Origin of the sequence: Arthrobacter sp. 'calajunan' (assembly GCF_046940185.1) — a bacterium.
GTDB lineage: Bacteria > Actinomycetota > Actinomycetes > Actinomycetales > Micrococcaceae > Glutamicibacter > Glutamicibacter soli.
The window spans coordinates 368,892-385,430 of sequence record NZ_JBKZDY010000001.1; the positions used below are offsets into that span (position 1 = coordinate 368,892).

The following is a 16,539-nucleotide window of genomic DNA, read 5'->3' on the forward strand; positions in this document are numbered from 1 at the left end:
GCCAAAACAGAGTAAGCGTAAAGTCTGGTGTTAGGAAAGTCTCGCGGTTGTTCAGTACGATCGAAGTATGCCAAGCCAAACTGCAATTTTCATCGATGCCGGATTCTTACTGTCGCTGGGTGGGCATCGTGCCGCCGGCACTACATTGCGGTCTGCATTCACGACTCACTACGAGTCGCTGGTCCGTGGGATAGTCCAAACGGTCAAGAAAAATACCGGCCTCACCAATTTGCGAGTTTACTGGTATGACGCTTCGAAAGATGGACTGTTCACGGAGCAACACAAGCGGATTGGACTTATTCCAGGCGTCAAAGTACGCCTGGGTCGCATTTCTTACAACGGTGAGCAAAAAGGCGTAGATCTCAGACTCGCATTGGATCTTGTTGGTGTAGCGAGAAATCGTGCTGCAACTATCGCCTATCTGGTCTCGGGCGATGATGACCTGGCTGAGGCAGTTGAAGAAGCCCAGGATCTTGGAATGAAGGTTGTCCTCCTTGGCATAGCGAAACCGGAAAGTCGATTGGGAGTGGCCTCAGTGGCAGAGCACCTTGCACTGACCGCGGATTCGATTGAGACGATCTCAGACCAGCTCCTGGACTCTGCATTCACCCGGGTAATCGAGTGGGATCAGAATCATTCCAAAAAATCGGCGACGATTGCCAAAGCCGCATCCAATACTGATGAAATCCTTGAAGATAGCAAACCAGCAGTTCCCACACCGGCGGTTATGGCACAGAAAATTCCGCAGTCAAGTCCCACGGAATCATTGCCGCCTGTTGAGATCGTTTATACCAGCGGGTCCGCGATGGAAGGCTACCAAGGTAGCGCGGCCTATGAGCAGAAGGAGCTTGCTGCAGCGGAGGATATTGGTGGCAAGGTCGCAGAATCGTGGTTGGCTTTAACGACCCAAGCGGAAGTGCTGGAACTCCTAGCGGACAAGCCCCAGCTGCCTCTGGAGATCGATCGGACTCTGCTGAAAGATTGCGCTCAAGTATTGGGCGAGTGGAAGACCGACCAGCAAAAGATTCGACGGGCACTCCGTGGGGCATTCTGGGATTACCTTGATCGGCTCATGTGACATTCGCCGAATTACTTGGAAACTACTTTCCCGCCGGGACTAAGGTAAATTTAGATCGTGACTTCTCAGCAGAAACCCTTTTACGCGACAACTGCAATCTCCTATCCGAACGGCACTCCCCATATTGGGCATGCCTATGAAGTAGTGGCAACCGACACGTTGGCACGCTTCAAGCGTTTGGATGGCTTCGACGTCTTTTTCATGACTGGTACCGATGAGCATGGCCAGAAGATGATGCAGACTGCGGAAAAGGAAGGGATCACCCCCGCCCAGCTTGCGCAGCGAAATTCGGATGCCTTCCAAGCAATGAATGACGAGCTCGGAACGAGCTATGACCGTTTTATCCGCACCTCAGATGCAGATCATCACGCTGCTGCGCAGGAGCTATGGCGCCGCATGGAAGCAAACGGCGATATCTACCTGGATAAGTACGCAGGCTGGTACTCGGTGCGCGATGAGGCGTTTTACACCGATGAGCAAACCGATGTACGTGCCGACGGAATCCGCTACGCCACGGAAACCGACACTGAGGTTACCTGGACCGAGGAGGAATCGTATTTCTTCCGACTGTCCAAGTATCAGGACAAGCTCTTGGCTTACTACGAGGAGAATCCGGACTTCGGTGCACCACGCTCTCGGTTCAATGAAGTTGTCCGTTTCGTTGAAGGTGGTCTGACGGATCTTTCGATTTCGCGCACCACCTTCGACTGGGGAATTCCGGTGCCCGGCAATGACAAACACGTCATGTACGTCTGGGTCGACGCCCTGACGAACTATTTGACCGGCGTTGGATTCCCCGACGTAGAGTCGGCAGCCTTCCAAAAATACTGGCCAGCAGACGTCCACGTGATCGGCAAGGACATTTCGCGATTCCATGCGATCTACTGGCCGGCGTTCCTGATGTCCGCGAAACTGCCGGTGCCCAAGCGAGTCATGATTCACGGCTTCTTGCATAACAACGGTGTCAAGATGTCTAAGTCGTTGGGCAACACGGTTTCCCCTGACGACTTTGTTACCCGGTATGGCCTGGATCAGGTTCGGTACTTCTTCTTGCGTGAAGTGCCTTTTGGCGCCGATGGAAATTACAACCACGAGACTATCGTGGCGCGCATCAATGGTGATTTGGCGAACAACTTCGGCAATCTTGCACAGCGTTCGCTGTCGATGATAGCCAAGAACTGCGGGGGACTGGTGCCAACTCCAGGGGAATTGCTGGCGGCTGATAACGAGATTCTGGGAGCCGCCGCGAAGCTGTTGGAGGTCAACCGGGAGGCATATGACCGCCAAGAATTCAGCCGAGCATTGGAAGCCGTATGGCATGTTCTCGGAGATACCAATGCGTACTTCGCGGATCAAGAGCCTTGGAAACTGAAGAAGACGGATCCGGCCCGTATGGAGACCGTCCTCTACGTGACGATAGAGATTGTCCGCCAAGTTGCTATCCTGCTTCAGCCGGTGCTTCCCCAAGCCATGACCTTACTGCTCAACGTCCTTGCGGTAGGCGAAGGGTCGGCACGCAATTTCGAGAATTATGGAACAGCATTGGTTCCCGGAACCGAGCTTCCCGCACCGGCCCCGGTGTTTCCTCGCTATGAGGAAGAAAAATAGTCTTCGCTCGTTGAGTTGAAACGGCCGTGGCGCTATTCCGATCGATAGATCAGAATAGCGCCACGGCCGATTTCCGCTGGGCGCCGATTTACGGGCTGACTACTCCGGTCTGATAGGCGATGACGACTGCCTGTACACGATCTCGTGCACCGAGTTTGGCCAGAATATGGCCGACGTGAGTTTTGACTGTGGCTTCCGACAGGAAGAGGCCTTCGGCGATTTCTGGATTGGACTGCCCTTCAGCGATGAGTCCGAAGACTTCACGTTCACGTGGGGTCAGGGACTCCACCGCCGACATCAGCGAGTTGTCGGCCTGCGCTACGGACCTGTTCAGGATAGGAGCCATATGATTCAGCAATCGCCGCGTCGTCGATGGAGCAATGACAGCATCTCCACGGTTGACCGTGCGGACGGATTCTAGCAGCTCCTCCGGCGGTGCATCCTTGAGGAGAAAACCGCTGGCTCCTGCTTGGATGGCACTCAGCGCATACTCGTCCATGTCGAAAGTCGTCAGGACGATGACCTTGGGCCCCTCCGCGGCTTTCTTCGCTGGGTCCAGCAGGCGCTCGGTGGTCTGTATCCCATCCATTTCCGGCATGCGCACGTCCATCAGGATGACATTCGCTTGCTGCAGGGAGGGTGTTGCCAGCGCTTCGCGTCCATTGCCGGCTTCGGCGATGACCTCCATATCGGGCTGCGAATTAATCAACATTCGGAAACCGCTGCGAACCAGCAACTGGTCGTCAACAAGTGCGACCTTAATTGTGCTGCCTGATGCCATTGGGTGTTAGTCCTCCGAGTAGGGAATGAATACGGAAACTGTGAATCCTCCACCTGTTCTCGGAGAGGCACTGCAGGTTCCATCGTATAGGGCGACACGTTCGCTCATGCCTTGCAACCCGTAGCCTTGCCCGTCGAAAGTCAGGGAACCAGCACCACGACCATCGTCTTCAATGCGGATTTCCAGCCCACGCGAGATCCAACTGAGCTGTACGGATGCAGTGGTGTTCGGTCCTGCATGCTTGACTACGTTCGTCAGTGCTTCCTGGACGCTCCGATAGGCGGTAAGCTCAGCGCCTGCCGGCAGTTCTTTTCGTGGAGATCCCTCAATGCCGAAACGAACATCCAACCCGGCAGTTTCAGCGTTCTGGACGAGATCCGGTAAGTTCTCCAAAGTGGGCAGCGGACGGTTTTCGACTTCTTCGTCCTTGCGTAAGACGCCAAGTAATCTTCGCATTTCACGGAGGGACGCACGCCCAGTATCAGAGACAGTTTTCAGGGTGTCGATGGCTACTGATGGATCCTTCACAGCGGCGTAGCGGGCACCATCAGCTTGTGTGATGATGACGGACAAGGAATGGGCTACGATGTCATGCATTTCACGTGCGATATGGTTTCGTTCATCGGCGGCAGCCAGATCGCGTTCGATGATGCGTTCATTCTCCAGACGCGCGGCATGGTCCTGCAAGGCTTTCATTGTCAGACGGCGGTTACGCGCAAGGTCGCCGAAGGTCCACGAAACGGTAACGACCAGGGCCAGCCCGACGAATGACACCATCATGTCGAAGCTGAAGAAGCTGTAGGACGAGTTGGCGCCGTTGAACATGCTGAATGTAGCCAACAAGGCTCCAAGCAACCCGAAACCCAAGGTGGTGAAGGACTGCCACCGTTTTCCATAGACAGCCATCGTATAGACCATGATTGGGACGGATAGCTGCGAGGGCAGGACTAGCCCTGCAAAGGCCAGCTGCAGCAGATGCCCTGACGTGACAATGAGTGTCGCGAGCCATGGCTTGGAACGGCGCATCATCAAGGGTGCGGTTTGCATCAAGGAAATGGCAACTAGCGAAAGAGTAGTCAATAGCGAACTGCTGAACCCGAGGGTTGCCGTCAAGAGCAGGCAAAAGAGCGTATAGGTTAGGCCCGTTGCAAAATCCACTTTGCTCGAATTTTCGCGAATCCACCGATCAATTCGGCGATGCGGGTTTGAAAGGATCAACTACGCCTCTGGATATAGGAATACGTGCTGTTGCACACGGTTGCCACGAATGCCCTGAACGGTGCATCGCATTTAAGTTTAGTTGCCCCCATGCAGAGATACCTCATACCCGAGTCTGAAGTCGGAAGAGCGGAAAGCTAACATTTTTCACTATTTGAGACGGGCTCTCACATGTTGGACTTGATTCGATAGGCTTGGTGCTATGGGAAAAGTTTTTGAAATTGCAGTCATCCCTGGGGATGGCATTGGACCAGAAGTCGTCGCGGAAGCCGTCAAAGTCTTGAACCTTGTCACCAATGGTGGTGGCAAGGAGGTCAACCTGACCACCTACAAGTTGGGGGCCGAGCATTGGCTGGAAACCGGTGAAACTCTGCCAGAGGAGACCCTGGAGAGTCTCAAGAAGCACGATGCTATCTTGTTCGGTGCGGTAGGTGCCGCGCCCGGCGACACCCGCATTCCTTCGGGGCTGATTGAGCGTGAAATGCTGCTGAAGCTTCGCTTTGCGCTGGATCACTACGTCAACCTGCGTCCCTCCAAGCTTTATCCGGGCATTGAAAGCCCGCTGGCCAATCCGGGCAATATCGATTTCATTGTTGTGCGCGAAGGCACCGAAGGTCCCTACGTGGGCAACGGCGGCTCCGTGCGTACGGGCTCCCCGCACGAAATTGCCACCGAAGTGTCGGTGAATACCGCTTACGGCGTGGAACGCGTTGTCCGTGATGCCTTTGTGCGCGCTTCCCGGCGCGAGCGCAAGCACGTGACTCTGGTTCACAAGCACAATGTGTTGGTCCATGCCGGCCACTTGTGGCGCCGGACTGTCGAAGCGGTCGCAGCAGATTTCCCGGAGGTAACCCATGATTACCTCCACGTGGACGCTGCGACGATTTTCCTGACCACCGACCCTGCCCGGTTTGATGTCATTGTCACGGACAATCTTTTCGGTGACATCCTGACGGACCAGGCCGGCGCAATCACCGGCGGCATTGGTCTGTCGGCCAGCGGCAACATCAACATGTCGCGGACCTACCCGTCGATGTTCGAACCTGTACATGGATCCGCGCCTGACATTGCCGGCCAGCAGAAGGCCGATCCGACCGCGGCGATCCTGTCCGTCGCGTTGATGCTTGATCATTTGGGACTCTCTGAAGAGTCCAAGGCTGTTGAACGGGCAGTCGAAAAAGAGATCACTTCACGTCAGGAACTGACCGATCACCGCACCACCAGCGAAATTGGCGATGCAATTGTAGCCCTGCTGGCATAAGCTAAAAGGGAAGTTCCCGGTCTTTAAGTAACCGGAAGCTAATCCACAAACGGGTGTTCCGCAAATTTGTGGGACACCCGTTGCTCGTACTTGAATTAGGAAGTCCAAGGTTAGATGGAATTCACCGAAAATCTCTCAACGAACCGCAAGAGCGCAGCGGACCGCGCAAAGGTTCTTGCCGACCCGGGCTTCGGGGATTTCTTCACCGACCACACCGCAGTCATTGACTGGTCGGCCAGCGGTGAAGGCCACGGCGGTACCTGGCATGATGCTCGCATCGAACCATACGGCCCTATCGCACTGGATCCTGCTGCCTCTGTGCTCCACTACGGCCAGGAAATCTTTGAAGGCCTGAAAGCCTACCGTCATGAGGACGGCTCTGTCTGGACGTTCCGTCCCCACGCGAACGCCGCCCGACTGAATAAATCGGCAGCACGCTTGGCTTTGCCCCAGCTCGACGAGGACGTATTCGTGGAGTCGCTGCGCAAGCTCGTTGCTTCCGATATCGACTGGGTGCCAACGGGTGACGGCGAGGCTCTCTACCTGCGTCCATTCATGATCGCCACCGAGGCGTTCCTGGGCGTTCGTGCAGCGCGCGAAGTTTCCTTCCGGGTCATCGCATCGCCAGCAGGCAACTACTTCGGTGGAGAACTGAAGCCGGTGGCTATTTGGGTGTCCCGGAATTATGCGCGTGCAGGCCGGGGCGGTACCGGTTCGGCCAAGTGCGGCGGAAACTATGCGGCATCGCTCGTTGCCCAGCTTGAAGCCGAGGACAACGGATGCAAGCAGGTGCTCTTCCTGGATCCTTTCAACGACAATGCGGTTGAAGAACTTGGCGGCATGAACGTGTTCTTCGTTACCAAGGACAACAAGCTCGTGACTCCGGCGCTGACCGGAACCATCCTTGAAGGCGTTACCCGCTCGTCCGTGATCCAGCTCGCCAAGGACCGGGGAATGGACGTCGAAGAACGTCGCATCACCCTCGATGAATGGCGTGCAGGCATTGCCAGTGGCGAAATCACCGAGGTCTTCGCCTGCGGGACCGCTGCAGTGATCACCCCGATTGGCGTTCTGAAGAACGGCACGGAGCTCATCGGCGAGGAGAACGCCAAAGCCGGCGAGGTCACGATGTCGATCCGTGAGGAACTGCTTGGGATCCAACGCGGAACGGTCGAAGACCGCCACGGCTGGCTGGAGCGTTTGGCCTAACGCCTAGAAAAATATTAGTAGAATTGCCTGTGCAATATTAATTGCACAGGCAATTCGTCTTGAGTGAGGATTTTTGGCATGCACGTTCTGGTAACCGGTGGAGCAGGGTACATTGGCTCCCACACCGTCCTTCTGTTGTTGCAGGAGGGTTTCCGTGTTTCCATTATCGACAACTTCAGCAATTCTTCGCCGGAGTCTATTCGCCGCGTTACGCAGCTAGCGGGACGGGCGCCGGAGCTTCACCATGTCGACTTGCTCGATGCCGCGGCAACGAACTCGATCTTCGAGTCCCTGCGTCCGGATGCGGTGATCCATTTCGCCGGATTGAAAGCCGTGGGAGAGTCCGTAGCCCAACCGTTGCGGTACTACCGCAACAACGTTACCGGTACGCTGAATCTTCTGGATGCGATGGAAGCAGTCGATTGCCGGACCCTCGTTTTCAGTTCATCCGCGACTGTTTACGGCGAATCGACGGCCTTGCCACTTTTGGAATCAACGCCCCGTAGCGCTACCAATCCCTATGGACGCACGAAGCTTCATATCGAGGAAATGCTCGAAGAATTGGCGGCGTCAGACCCGCGCTGGTCCATCGCCAACTTGCGATATTTCAACCCTGTAGGAGCCCACGAATCCGGCGAGATCGGCGAGGATCCGCAAGGCATCCCGAATAACCTCATGCCGTTTGTCGCCCAGGTTGCCGTGGGAGTGCGGGAAAAGGTCAATGTTTTCGGCGGTGATTATCCGACGGCCGACGGAACCGGCGTTCGGGACTACATCCACGTTATGGATCTAGCGGCAGGACACCTGTCGGCCCTCGGGTACCTGCAGCAGTCAACTGGTGCCCACGTCTGGAATCTGGGCACCGGAGCCGGATCCAGCGTGCTGGAGGTCATCGATGCGTTCGCCCGCATCTCGAAGCGCCCTGTGCCGTACGAGATCGTGGAACGGCGGACCGGCGACGTTGCTGAGAACTATGCCGACCCGGAGAAAGCCCGCCTTGATCTTGGGTGGAAGGCCGAGCGCGGACTCGAGCAGATGGTGGGCGACATGTGGCGCTGGCAGAGCCAGAACCCGACAGGTTTCCCGGACCTTGAGTTCCAAACGATGAGTGATGACGAACTAAACGAATTTATCTGCAACAAGTAAGCCGCCAGAGCTTGCCAGGCAGTGGCCAGAGCGAGATAGGGTTGAATTATGCGCATTGCACGATTTGTAGTTGACGGCGACCCACTTTACGGAGTTGTCGATGGAGAAAACGTTCACGTCCTAGCCGGGGATCCGTTCTTCCAAGGCATCAAGACCACCGGTGCTGTGCACCCCCTTGACGACGTTCGTCTGGTAGCGCCGATTATTCCGCGATCCAAGGTCGTCGGATTCGGCCGAACTTACAGTGAGCACGCCAAGGAGCTCGGCAACGAGGTCCCGCCGGAGCCGCTGATGTTCTTGAAGCCGAATACCTCGGTGGTCGGTCACGGCGAACCGGTGACCCTTCCGGCGTTTTCGCAGGAGGTTTCCTTCGAAGGAGAACTGGCCGTCGTCATTGGACGTATCTGCAAGGACGTGCCGGCAGAAAAGGCCAGCGACGTCATCTTCGGATACACGATTGCCAACGATCTTACTGCCAGGGACGCGCAGCGCACCGACCCGCAGTGGGCTCGTGCCAAGGGGTTCGATGGTTCGTGCCCGCTCGGACCATGGATCGAAACCGAACTGGAAGATCCTGATGACGTCGCGATCACTACGCGCCTGAATGGCGAGGTCCGCCAGGATGGTTCCACTCGGGACATGATCTGGCCGGTTTCCGAACTCGTCGCGCGGGCTTCCGAAGCCTTCACGCTGCTTCCCGGCGATGTCATCATGACCGGCACCCCTGCAGGCGTGGGTCTTGTCAACGCCGGCGACATAGTTGAGATTGAGCTTGAGGGCCTCGGAACCCTTCGCTCGGTGTTCCGCCGATAACGCGATTTGGGCAAACGTGGTTTTCATTGCAACTTGAAAAACCACCAACTTCCCATCATCATTTTGGCGGTACTGCACTGGCCCCCGGTCATCAAAGACCGGGGGCCTTAGTGCTGTGAATTCGGCACGATGGCGCGAAGGCATAGAATGGAATCATCATGACTGATCTTTCCCTGATTCCACCCGTGACCGAAGACACTCCTGTTCGCGTCCGTTTCTGCCCATCGCCTACCGGCACTCCACACGTAGGCATGATTCGTACGGCCCTGTTCAACTGGGCCTATGCCCGCCATACCGGTGGCAAGATGATTTTCCGTATTGAGGATACCGACGCAAAGCGGGATTCCGAGGAAAGTTTCAACCAGGTTCTGGACGCGCTGGACTGGCTGGGCATCGATTGGGATGAAGGCGTCAACGTGGGCGGCCCGCATGAGCCGTACCGTCAATCGCAGCGCGGCGACATTTACCAGGACGTCATTGCCAAGCTTCGCGAGGCGGGGCACCTGTATGAGTCCTACTCGACGCCGGAGGAGGTCGAAGCGCGGCACAAGGCCGCCGGCCGCGACCCAAAGCTGGGCTACGACAACTTCGACCGTGAACTGACCGCGGAGCAGATTGCCGCTTTTAAGGCCGAAGGCCGCGAACCAGTGCTTCGTGTGCGCATGCCGGATGAGGACGTGACCTTCAACGACCTGGTCCGTGGCGAAATCACCTTCAAGGCCGGCAGCGTGCCGGACTACGTCGTGGTCCGCGCCAACGGCCAGCCGCTGTACACGCTGGTTAATCCGGTGGATGACGCGCTGATGGGAGTCACCCACGTGCTACGCGGCGAGGACCTGCTGTCTTCCACGCCGCGACAGGTCGTCCTCTACGCACTGCTGCATGATGTAGGTGTTGCCGAGTACATGCCGCGGTTCGGGCACCTCCCATACGTGATGGGCCAGGGCAACAAGAAGCTCTCTAAGCGCGATCCCGAATCGAGCTTGTTCCTGCACCGCGAGAACGGCTTCATTCCCGAAGGCCTGCTGAACTACCTGGCGCTGCTCGGCTGGTCCCTGAGCGCGGATCAGGACATCTTCAGCAGCGAAGAACTGATCAAGGCTTTCGACGTGACCGACGTGCTGTCGAATCCGGCTCGATTCGACGTGAAGAAGGCCGAAGCCATCAACGGCACGCACGTTCGCATGCTGGAACCGACGGACTTCCGCAATCGTCTGGTTCCCTACCTCCAGGCCGCAGGCCTCGTCGGTGAGGAACTCACTGACCATGAAAACGAGATCCTCGACCAGGCCGCGCCCTTGGTCCAGGAGCGCATCACCCTGCTGGGCGAAGCTGCAGACATGCTTGAATTCCTCTTCAAGAATGATGACGAGATTGTTGTTGAAGACAAGGCGCTCAAAGGCATGCCAGCCAACCTGGGTGAAGTGGTGAATGCCTCGCTTGAGGCGTTGGAAGGCGTGCAGAACTGGAACGCGGAAGAGATCCAGAATGCCCTGCGGACCAAGCTGGTGGAAGAGATGGAATTGAAGCCGCGCCAGGCGTTCGGACCGGCACGCGTTGCCGTTTCCGGCAAGCGCGTCTCGCCGCCGTTGTTTGAATCCATGGAAATCCTTGGCCGGGATTCGAGCCTAAACCGTCTGCGCACCTTCGGCGCTTCACGGTAGCGGAAAACTCCAATTTCGTGAACGAAGTACGCAACGCCTTGGGTGGATCCGGTACGGGATCCATCCAAGGCGTACTTTTTGACATTGACGACACCCTGGTGGACCTTCGGGCAGCGGCAATCGCGGCATTCTTGGAGCTCACAACCGAAGAGCTTGGCCACGTGGACGAAGCGGGGGCAAGTGCTGTTGCCGCCGCGTTTGCCGATGACAAAGCCGGAGCCTACGAACGCTACATGGCAGGCGAGCTGACTTTCCTGGAGCAGCGTGAAATGCGCCTGCGGCATTCATTTGGACTCGTGAATGCGGAGCCGCCGGCGGGGGAGCAGTACCAATCGTGGGCTGCAATTTACGAGAAAACCGTGCGTAGCTATTGGCGCCCCTTTGACGACGTCACGCCGCACCTGGAACAGCTCAAGGTCATGGGAATTCCTTTCGGCGCGGTCAGCAACAACCTTGAATCCTACCAACGGGCAAAATTGGAAATTGCTGGGCTGCCCGGATTTGACGTTGTTGTCGGTTCCGATACTGCCGGCGCCCCGAAGCCTGCGGCCGCACCGTTTCTCGCGGGCTGCAAAGGACTCGGCAGTCGACCAGAACGGACGCTCTACGTGGGGGACAATCCTGTCAACGACTATGCAGGAGCCCGCAATGCAGGACTTCCCGCGGTACTACTCGACCGCGGGCCTGTCCACCAGGATTTCTCGGGGTTTCGAATCCGCGACCTATGGGTTTTGGCAGAGTTAATCGATGAAGGTTTCGACAGGATTCATGCTGATTCCTAGGACGGCCGTCGATTTGTGTTGATTCCAGAACGTCGGTATAGTTATATCTCGTGCTGAAGCGATCAGTGAGAATTGATTCATCAATTTACTCTGAAAGCCCAAGTCACTATGGGATATGGTGTAATTGGCAACACAACGGTTTCTGGTTCCGTCATTCTAGGTTCGAGTCCTGGTATCCCAGCGCTTCATCAAGGTAATTTGATGAGCTGAGAAGAAATTCTTGGCATACGGCCCCATCGTATAGCGGCCTAGTACTCCGCCCTCTCACGGCGGCAACACGGGTTCGAATCCCGTTGGGGTCACCAAGCATTCTTCGCAGGCCCTCCCGCAAGGGAATATACGGCCCCATCGTATAGCGGCCTAGTACTCCGCCCTCTCACGGCGGCAACACGGGTTCGAATCCCGTTGGGGTCACCAATCAAGCCACAGGTAAATCTGTGGCTTGTTGTATATCCAGCCAAATCTTCTCGATGTGTTTCAAATAACCTCCCCGCATAGGGCAAGATGGTCACATGGAGGCATATTCGGATTCCCGTTCTGCTGGAGGTGCAGCTACCCCAGAGAAGTCAGGTGATGCACTCAAAACCATCAAGCAGCTGACTGCCCTGAGCTCCGCACTAGACAGGCTCACTTTTCTGCTTGCCGCTTCCAATCCGATGCTTCCCAGCGAAGTACTCAGAGCCAAGACGATTCATCAGATCGCCGACTACATTGTTCCGAGGCTGGAAAATCTCCATGCGCCACTGCTCATCGTTGTCGGCGGCTCCACCGGCGCCGGGAAATCCACCCTGGTGAATTCACTGCTTGATGAGTCGGTCAGCGCGTCCGGTACCGTTCGGCCGACAACTCGCATGCCTGTCCTTGCCTACAATCCCTCCGATGCGTCGTGGTTTGAAGATCGACGGATCCTTCCCGCCTTGAAAAGGCAGACTCAGTCCGGGTATCAACAGCACGACGCCGAAACGAATTCCCAGTCAGTGCGGCTCGCTCCACACTCAAAAGTTCCCTCCGGGATAGCCCTCGTTGATGCGCCGGACATTGATTCCATTTCGGATGAAAACCGCGCGCTCGCGGCGCAGCTTTTGAACGCGGCGGACCTATGGATATTCGTCACGACCGCTAACCGCTACGCGGACGCGCTGCCCTGGGATTTGCTCACGGAAGCCGGAGCGCGGAACATCACGGTCAGCATCGTGCTCAATCGTGTGCCGGCCGGCGCAGAAGTGGAAATCCTCCCTGATTTACAACGGCTGCTCGCAGAAAGGGGACTGGGATCTTCTGATATCCACGTGATTCATGAGATGGAGCTCGACCAACGCAAATTATTGCCGCGAGAGCTGACGCAACCAATTTCTAGCTGGCTTGGAGCCTTGGCCGAAGACGCTCAGGAACGGAAACGCATCGCGGTGCAGACTCTTGACGGTGCGCTTAAGCGGTCTGCTGCGGACGTGAGCGAACTCTACGCAGAGCTTGAAGACCAGGAAGCACAATTGCAGGAACTGATCATCGGTGTTGACCAGCGCTTCAACCAGGCACTGGACGTGGTGAAGTCTGCGCTGAAGGGTGGCTCCTTGCTGCGCGGAGAAATCTTGGCCAGATGGCAGGATTTTGTCGGTGCAGGCGAACTGCTGCGTGGAATTGAAGGAAGCGTAGGCCGCATTCGCGACCGCATTGGTTCCTTCTTCTCCGGGCGACCACCGGCGAGCAACAAAGTTGAACAGGCGATTGAAACGGGCCTCCATGCGATATTCGTTGCAGAGATTACCGAAGCGGCAGCGAGCCTAGACCGGGTTTGGCGCACGACGCCCATGGGGCAGGAACTCAGTCGCGAACTGCCCACTCCGAGACTGCCCGGCGACCTGAGCGAGCTGGCAAGCCAGACCGTGCGCGAATGGCAAAAAGACATCCTCACAATGATCCGGGAAGAAGGCGCTGGAAAACGTAAGACCGCGCGGATGGCGGCTTTCGGCGTGAACGGTATCGCGGTGATTCTCATGGTTGTCGTTTTCGCCTCGACCGCGGGACTGACCGGACTGGAGCTCGGCGTCGCCGGAGGATCTGCGGTCGTCGGCCAAAAACTGCTGGAAGCCATATTCGGTGAAGACGCCGTGCGGCGGATGGCGGCCAGGGCCAGCGTCATGCTCGAAGAGCGTGCGCGCGAGCTGATCACCACGAACGCCGACGTCTACCGTAGCGTCATCACGACCCACCAGCAGCCCGAAGAACTAAAAGCCCTCGCAGAGTTTATTCGCGCCCAAGGCCCGAAAGGTCATCACGTATGAGCGAGCGCAAAGTACTCAGGGCGCAATCCAGCCTCATGAGCCAGATCGAGGCCATCTCCGAGGCGGTGCAGCTTGGCGAGCCTCACCTCGACCCGGAAACTGTGGACTTTGCGGCAACGGTGATCTCCCGCGCCCAAACCAGGCGCCAGCTGTCCGCTGACCACGTGGTCATCGGTCTCTTCGGAGCTACGGGTTCCGGGAAATCGAGCCTATTTAATGAAATGGCCGGAGCGCAGCTGGCCCGGACCGGGGTCATTCGACCGACAACCACGAAAACCATCGCGGCGATTTGGAACCCTGATGGGTCAGGAGAATTGCTGGATTGGCTCGAAGTTGACGAGCGGCACGTGGTTGATTCAATGCTCGGAACTGGCAGAGCTTCGCGTGGCACTGGCACGAGCGGAGGGCTCATCCTGCTGGATCTTCCAGACATGGACTCAACCGCGCTCGGCCACCACGAAATTGTCGACAGGTTGTCCGGCCAGGTTGACGTGATGGTGTGGGTGCTGGATCCGCAGAAGTACGCAGATGCATCCATACACCGGGGCTATCTTGATGGTTTGGCATCCTTGGAAGGCAACTTGCTGGTGGTGCTGAACCAGATTGACCTTGTTGCACCATCCGATCGAGCGGAGATCCAAAATTCGCTGACAGGGCTTCTTGCCCAAGACGGATTCAGGGGACTGGAGGTCCTGCCGGTATCATCAAAGACCGGCGAAGGTATCGACGCCTTGCGGGCGCGAATCGCAAAGCTCGCGGAAAACAAGGCGTTGTCGATTCGACGGCTGAAGGCCGACGTTGATCAAGTGGTTCATCGTCTCGTTGCCGAACTTGGCGTGGAACAGGTCAACGCTCCGGGGAAGCTTGATCAGGCTGAGCTGGAGCAAGGCATCGCCGCCGCCCACGGAGTGAATGTGATTGCAGACGCGGCGGCCAAATCCTACTTGCTCCGAGCCTCCTCCCACACCGGCTGGCCCTTGACCAGCTGGCTGGTTCGTTTCAAGAACGACCCGCTGAAGCGGATGAACCTGGGTCGGAACCACGAGCGTCCCGAGCTGGCCCTGACTTCCAGGCCGCCGCTGTCCGCGGCGCAATCAGCAGGCATCAGGCATTCGGTCAACACCTACCTCTCCAGGGCATCGGACGGATTGCCCGCGGGCTGGACAGACAATCTCAGGGCGAGTGCTGCTGACCGACTGGGGACAATGGACCAGGAAATTGACCTGGCCATTGCGTCTACGGACCTCGCCGTGGACAAGAAGTCGTGGTGGTGGCCCTTGACGAGGGTTCTCCAATGGGCCTCGATTGTGGTGGCATTGGCTGGCGCCCTGTGGCTCGGTGCCCTTGCCGTAGCAGGCTACCTGCAATTCGATGTTCCGGAGCCCCCGAAGGTGGAAGGTTTCCCGGTCCCCACGCTCATGCTTTTGCTCGGGCTACTGCTCGGTATCGTCCTGGGGATCGCCGGTTCATTTGTCAATCGAATGGTCGCTAAGATGAAGAGAAAGCGTGTGCACCGGAATCTCGAACGCTCGGTTGCAGGCGTTGTCCGCCAGAACATCGTGGATCCTGTCGCTGCGCACCTGGACCAATTCAACAGCTATGCGGATCTCATTAACCAGGCCGCGAAGAAAGCCGATTAATACTCTGTGACGAATCACCAAGCTAGCAAGTTCCCGACTGTCGGCGACCTAGGGGAGCAGGGAATCCTTGATGCCATGCTGCCTCTTCTGGACTCCAAACAAGCGCCCCTTGGCCCTGGAGACGACGCCGGGGCGTTGGCCGTTGCGGGCTCAGAGATCGTGGTGTCCGTTGACACCCTCGTTGAGAATCAGGACTTTCGACTGTATTGGGACAGCGGTTTCGAGCACAAGGCCTTTGACATCGGGTGGAAGTCAATCGCCCAAAATGTCTCGGACATCAATGCAATGGGCGGCGTTCCCACGGGCGCCGTCATCTCCCTGTCGCTGCCCGAACACACCAGCATTGAATGGGTCAAGGAATTCTCCAAGGGAATCTCCGCAGCGGTTGAAGGCCTGGGCGCAGGCCGGCTGGCAGTCATCGGCGGAGATTTGGGCAAAGCCACCGAAATCTCCGTGACCACTACCGTCATCGGAGAATGCGAGCACGGCAAGGTGCTGCGTAGCGGTGCCAAAGCAGGGGACCGTGTTGCCATTGCAGGCCGAGTGGGTTCTGCCGGCGCCGGGCTCGCGGTACTCGACGGAAGTACGCAATGGCAGACTTGGAACCGGTCGGTCCGCAGGATTGTTGATTCCCAGTGCAAACCGACCCCGCCGTTGGAATCGGGTCCCCGTGCGGCCTACGCCGGGGCAAGCGCCATGATGGACATTTCCGATGGCCTGATCAAGGATGCTTCGCGCCTGGCCAAGGCCAGCGGCGTCAACCTGAACCTCAACGGAGACTCATTCAAGGACTTCGCCGCCCGTTTGGAGCCGGCGGCGCTGCTTCTCAACGCGGATCCGATGCAATGGGTTCTCGAAGGCGGAGAGGATTTCGGTCTGCTCGCGGTGTTCCCGAAGGGTGCCGCAATCCCTGAAGAATTCACAGTTATCGGCGAGGCCAGCGCCCAGACTGGCCGCCGGGCCCTGGTGAAAATCGATGGGCAGATCGTCAATGGGTCGCGCGGATTCGACCATTTTTCCGCCGCACTGAACCGCGAGGGCTAAATGCTGCCCCGGC

Annotated in this window: 13 protein-coding genes and 3 tRNA genes; 14 read left to right on the plus strand and 2 right to left on the minus strand. The window is 57.5% G+C overall.

Annotated elements, in window-relative coordinates:
• Positions 1-67: 67 nt before the first annotated feature.
• Complete coding sequence (locus RF641_RS01635; protein WP_424572304.1) at positions 68-1,078, plus strand: NYN domain-containing protein; 1,011 nt, start codon at positions 68-70, stop codon at positions 1,076-1,078.
• Between the two features lie 57 nt (positions 1,079-1,135).
• Positions 1,136-2,686 (plus strand): methionine--tRNA ligase, encoded by a 1,551-nt coding sequence (gene metG / locus RF641_RS01640; RefSeq protein WP_424572305.1) that lies wholly within the window; start codon positions 1,136-1,138, stop codon positions 2,684-2,686.
• Between the two features lie 88 nt (positions 2,687-2,774).
• Here the strand turns inward: metG and RF641_RS01645 are convergent, their stop codons facing one another.
• Both RF641_RS01645 and RF641_RS01650 read right to left on the minus strand, forming a co-directional pair.
• Positions 2,775-3,467: a response regulator gene (locus RF641_RS01645; RefSeq protein ID WP_424572306.1), complete on the minus strand. Its 693-nt coding sequence runs from the start codon at positions 3,465-3,467 to the stop codon at positions 2,775-2,777.
• Between the two features lie 6 nt (positions 3,468-3,473).
• A complete protein-coding gene (locus tag RF641_RS01650) occupies positions 3,474-4,685 on the minus strand; it encodes a sensor histidine kinase (RefSeq protein ID WP_424572307.1) in 1,212 nt (403 codons plus the stop codon).
• A 202-nt stretch (positions 4,686-4,887) separates the two neighbouring features.
• Between RF641_RS01650 and RF641_RS01655 the strand changes: the two genes are divergently transcribed.
• The 12 genes from RF641_RS01655 to thiL all read left to right on the plus strand — a co-directional run bounded on the left by RF641_RS01655 (position 4,888) and on the right by thiL (position 16,526).
• Positions 4,888-5,946, plus strand: coding sequence for a 3-isopropylmalate dehydrogenase (locus tag RF641_RS01655; protein ID WP_424572308.1), 1,059 nt, complete (start codon positions 4,888-4,890; stop codon positions 5,944-5,946).
• Between the two features lie 114 nt (positions 5,947-6,060).
• On the plus strand, positions 6,061-7,155 hold the full coding sequence (locus RF641_RS01660; protein ID WP_320965156.1) for a branched-chain amino acid aminotransferase: 1,095 nt from the start codon (positions 6,061-6,063) through the stop codon (positions 7,153-7,155).
• A 78-nt stretch (positions 7,156-7,233) separates the two neighbouring features.
• Positions 7,234-8,301 carry a UDP-glucose 4-epimerase GalE gene (gene galE / locus RF641_RS01665; RefSeq protein WP_424572309.1) on the plus strand — a complete coding sequence of 356 codons (1,068 nt, stop codon included), beginning with the start codon at positions 7,234-7,236 and terminating at the stop codon, positions 8,299-8,301.
• Between the two features lie 48 nt (positions 8,302-8,349).
• On the plus strand, positions 8,350-9,114 hold the full coding sequence (locus RF641_RS01670; protein WP_320965158.1) for a fumarylacetoacetate hydrolase family protein: 765 nt from the start codon (positions 8,350-8,352) through the stop codon (positions 9,112-9,114).
• 158 nt (positions 9,115-9,272) lie between these two features.
• Positions 9,273-10,778 (plus strand): glutamate--tRNA ligase, encoded by a 1,506-nt coding sequence (gltX, locus tag RF641_RS01675; protein ID WP_424572310.1) that lies wholly within the window; start codon positions 9,273-9,275, stop codon positions 10,776-10,778.
• 17 nt (positions 10,779-10,795) lie between these two features.
• On the plus strand, positions 10,796-11,560 hold the full coding sequence (locus RF641_RS01680; protein ID WP_424572311.1) for an HAD family hydrolase: 765 nt from the start codon (positions 10,796-10,798) through the stop codon (positions 11,558-11,560).
• Positions 11,561-11,669: 109 nt separating this feature from the next.
• Positions 11,670-11,741, plus strand: a tRNA-Gln gene (locus tag RF641_RS01685).
• A gap of 48 nt (positions 11,742-11,789) precedes the next feature.
• Positions 11,790-11,865, plus strand: a tRNA-Glu gene (locus RF641_RS01690).
• Between the two features lie 36 nt (positions 11,866-11,901).
• Positions 11,902-11,977 (plus strand) — tRNA-Glu (locus tag RF641_RS01695).
• A 95-nt stretch (positions 11,978-12,072) separates the two neighbouring features.
• Complete coding sequence (locus tag RF641_RS01700) at positions 12,073-13,842, plus strand: dynamin family protein (RefSeq protein WP_424572312.1); 1,770 nt, start codon at positions 12,073-12,075, stop codon at positions 13,840-13,842.
• Positions 13,839-15,482 carry a GTPase gene (locus RF641_RS01705; RefSeq protein ID WP_424572313.1) on the plus strand — a complete coding sequence of 548 codons (1,644 nt, stop codon included), beginning with the start codon at positions 13,839-13,841 and terminating at the stop codon, positions 15,480-15,482. The genes RF641_RS01700 and RF641_RS01705 overlap by 4 nt, the downstream gene beginning before the upstream one ends.
• A gap of 75 nt (positions 15,483-15,557) precedes the next feature.
• On the plus strand, positions 15,558-16,526 hold the full coding sequence (gene thiL, locus RF641_RS01710; RefSeq protein WP_424572314.1) for a thiamine-phosphate kinase: 969 nt from the start codon (positions 15,558-15,560) through the stop codon (positions 16,524-16,526).
• The last annotated feature ends 13 nt before the right edge of the window (positions 16,527-16,539 follow it).

What these genes read in the sequence shown, in the direction of transcription:
- RF641_RS01635 (WP_424572304.1), top strand. Translation starts at nt 68, where the DNA reads ATGCCAAGCCAAACTGCAATTTTCATCGATGCCGGATTCTTACTGTCG.
- RF641_RS01645 (WP_424572306.1), bottom strand. Translation starts at nt 3,467, where the DNA reads ATGGCATCAGGCAGCACAATTAAGGTCGCACTTGTTGACGACCAGTTG.
- RF641_RS01655 (WP_424572308.1), top strand. Translation starts at nt 4,888, where the DNA reads ATGGGAAAAGTTTTTGAAATTGCAGTCATCCCTGGGGATGGCATTGGA.
- RF641_RS01660 (WP_320965156.1), top strand. Translation starts at nt 6,061, where the DNA reads ATGGAATTCACCGAAAATCTCTCAACGAACCGCAAGAGCGCAGCGGAC.
- galE (WP_424572309.1), top strand. Translation starts at nt 7,234, where the DNA reads ATGCACGTTCTGGTAACCGGTGGAGCAGGGTACATTGGCTCCCACACC.
- RF641_RS01670 (WP_320965158.1), top strand. Translation starts at nt 8,350, where the DNA reads ATGCGCATTGCACGATTTGTAGTTGACGGCGACCCACTTTACGGAGTT.
- gltX (WP_424572310.1), top strand. Translation starts at nt 9,273, where the DNA reads ATGACTGATCTTTCCCTGATTCCACCCGTGACCGAAGACACTCCTGTT.
- RF641_RS01700 (WP_424572312.1), top strand. Translation starts at nt 12,073, where the DNA reads ATGGAGGCATATTCGGATTCCCGTTCTGCTGGAGGTGCAGCTACCCCA.
- RF641_RS01705 (WP_424572313.1), top strand. Translation starts at nt 13,839, where the DNA reads ATGAGCGAGCGCAAAGTACTCAGGGCGCAATCCAGCCTCATGAGCCAG.
- thiL (WP_424572314.1), top strand. Translation starts at nt 15,558, where the DNA reads ATGCTGCCTCTTCTGGACTCCAAACAAGCGCCCCTTGGCCCTGGAGAC.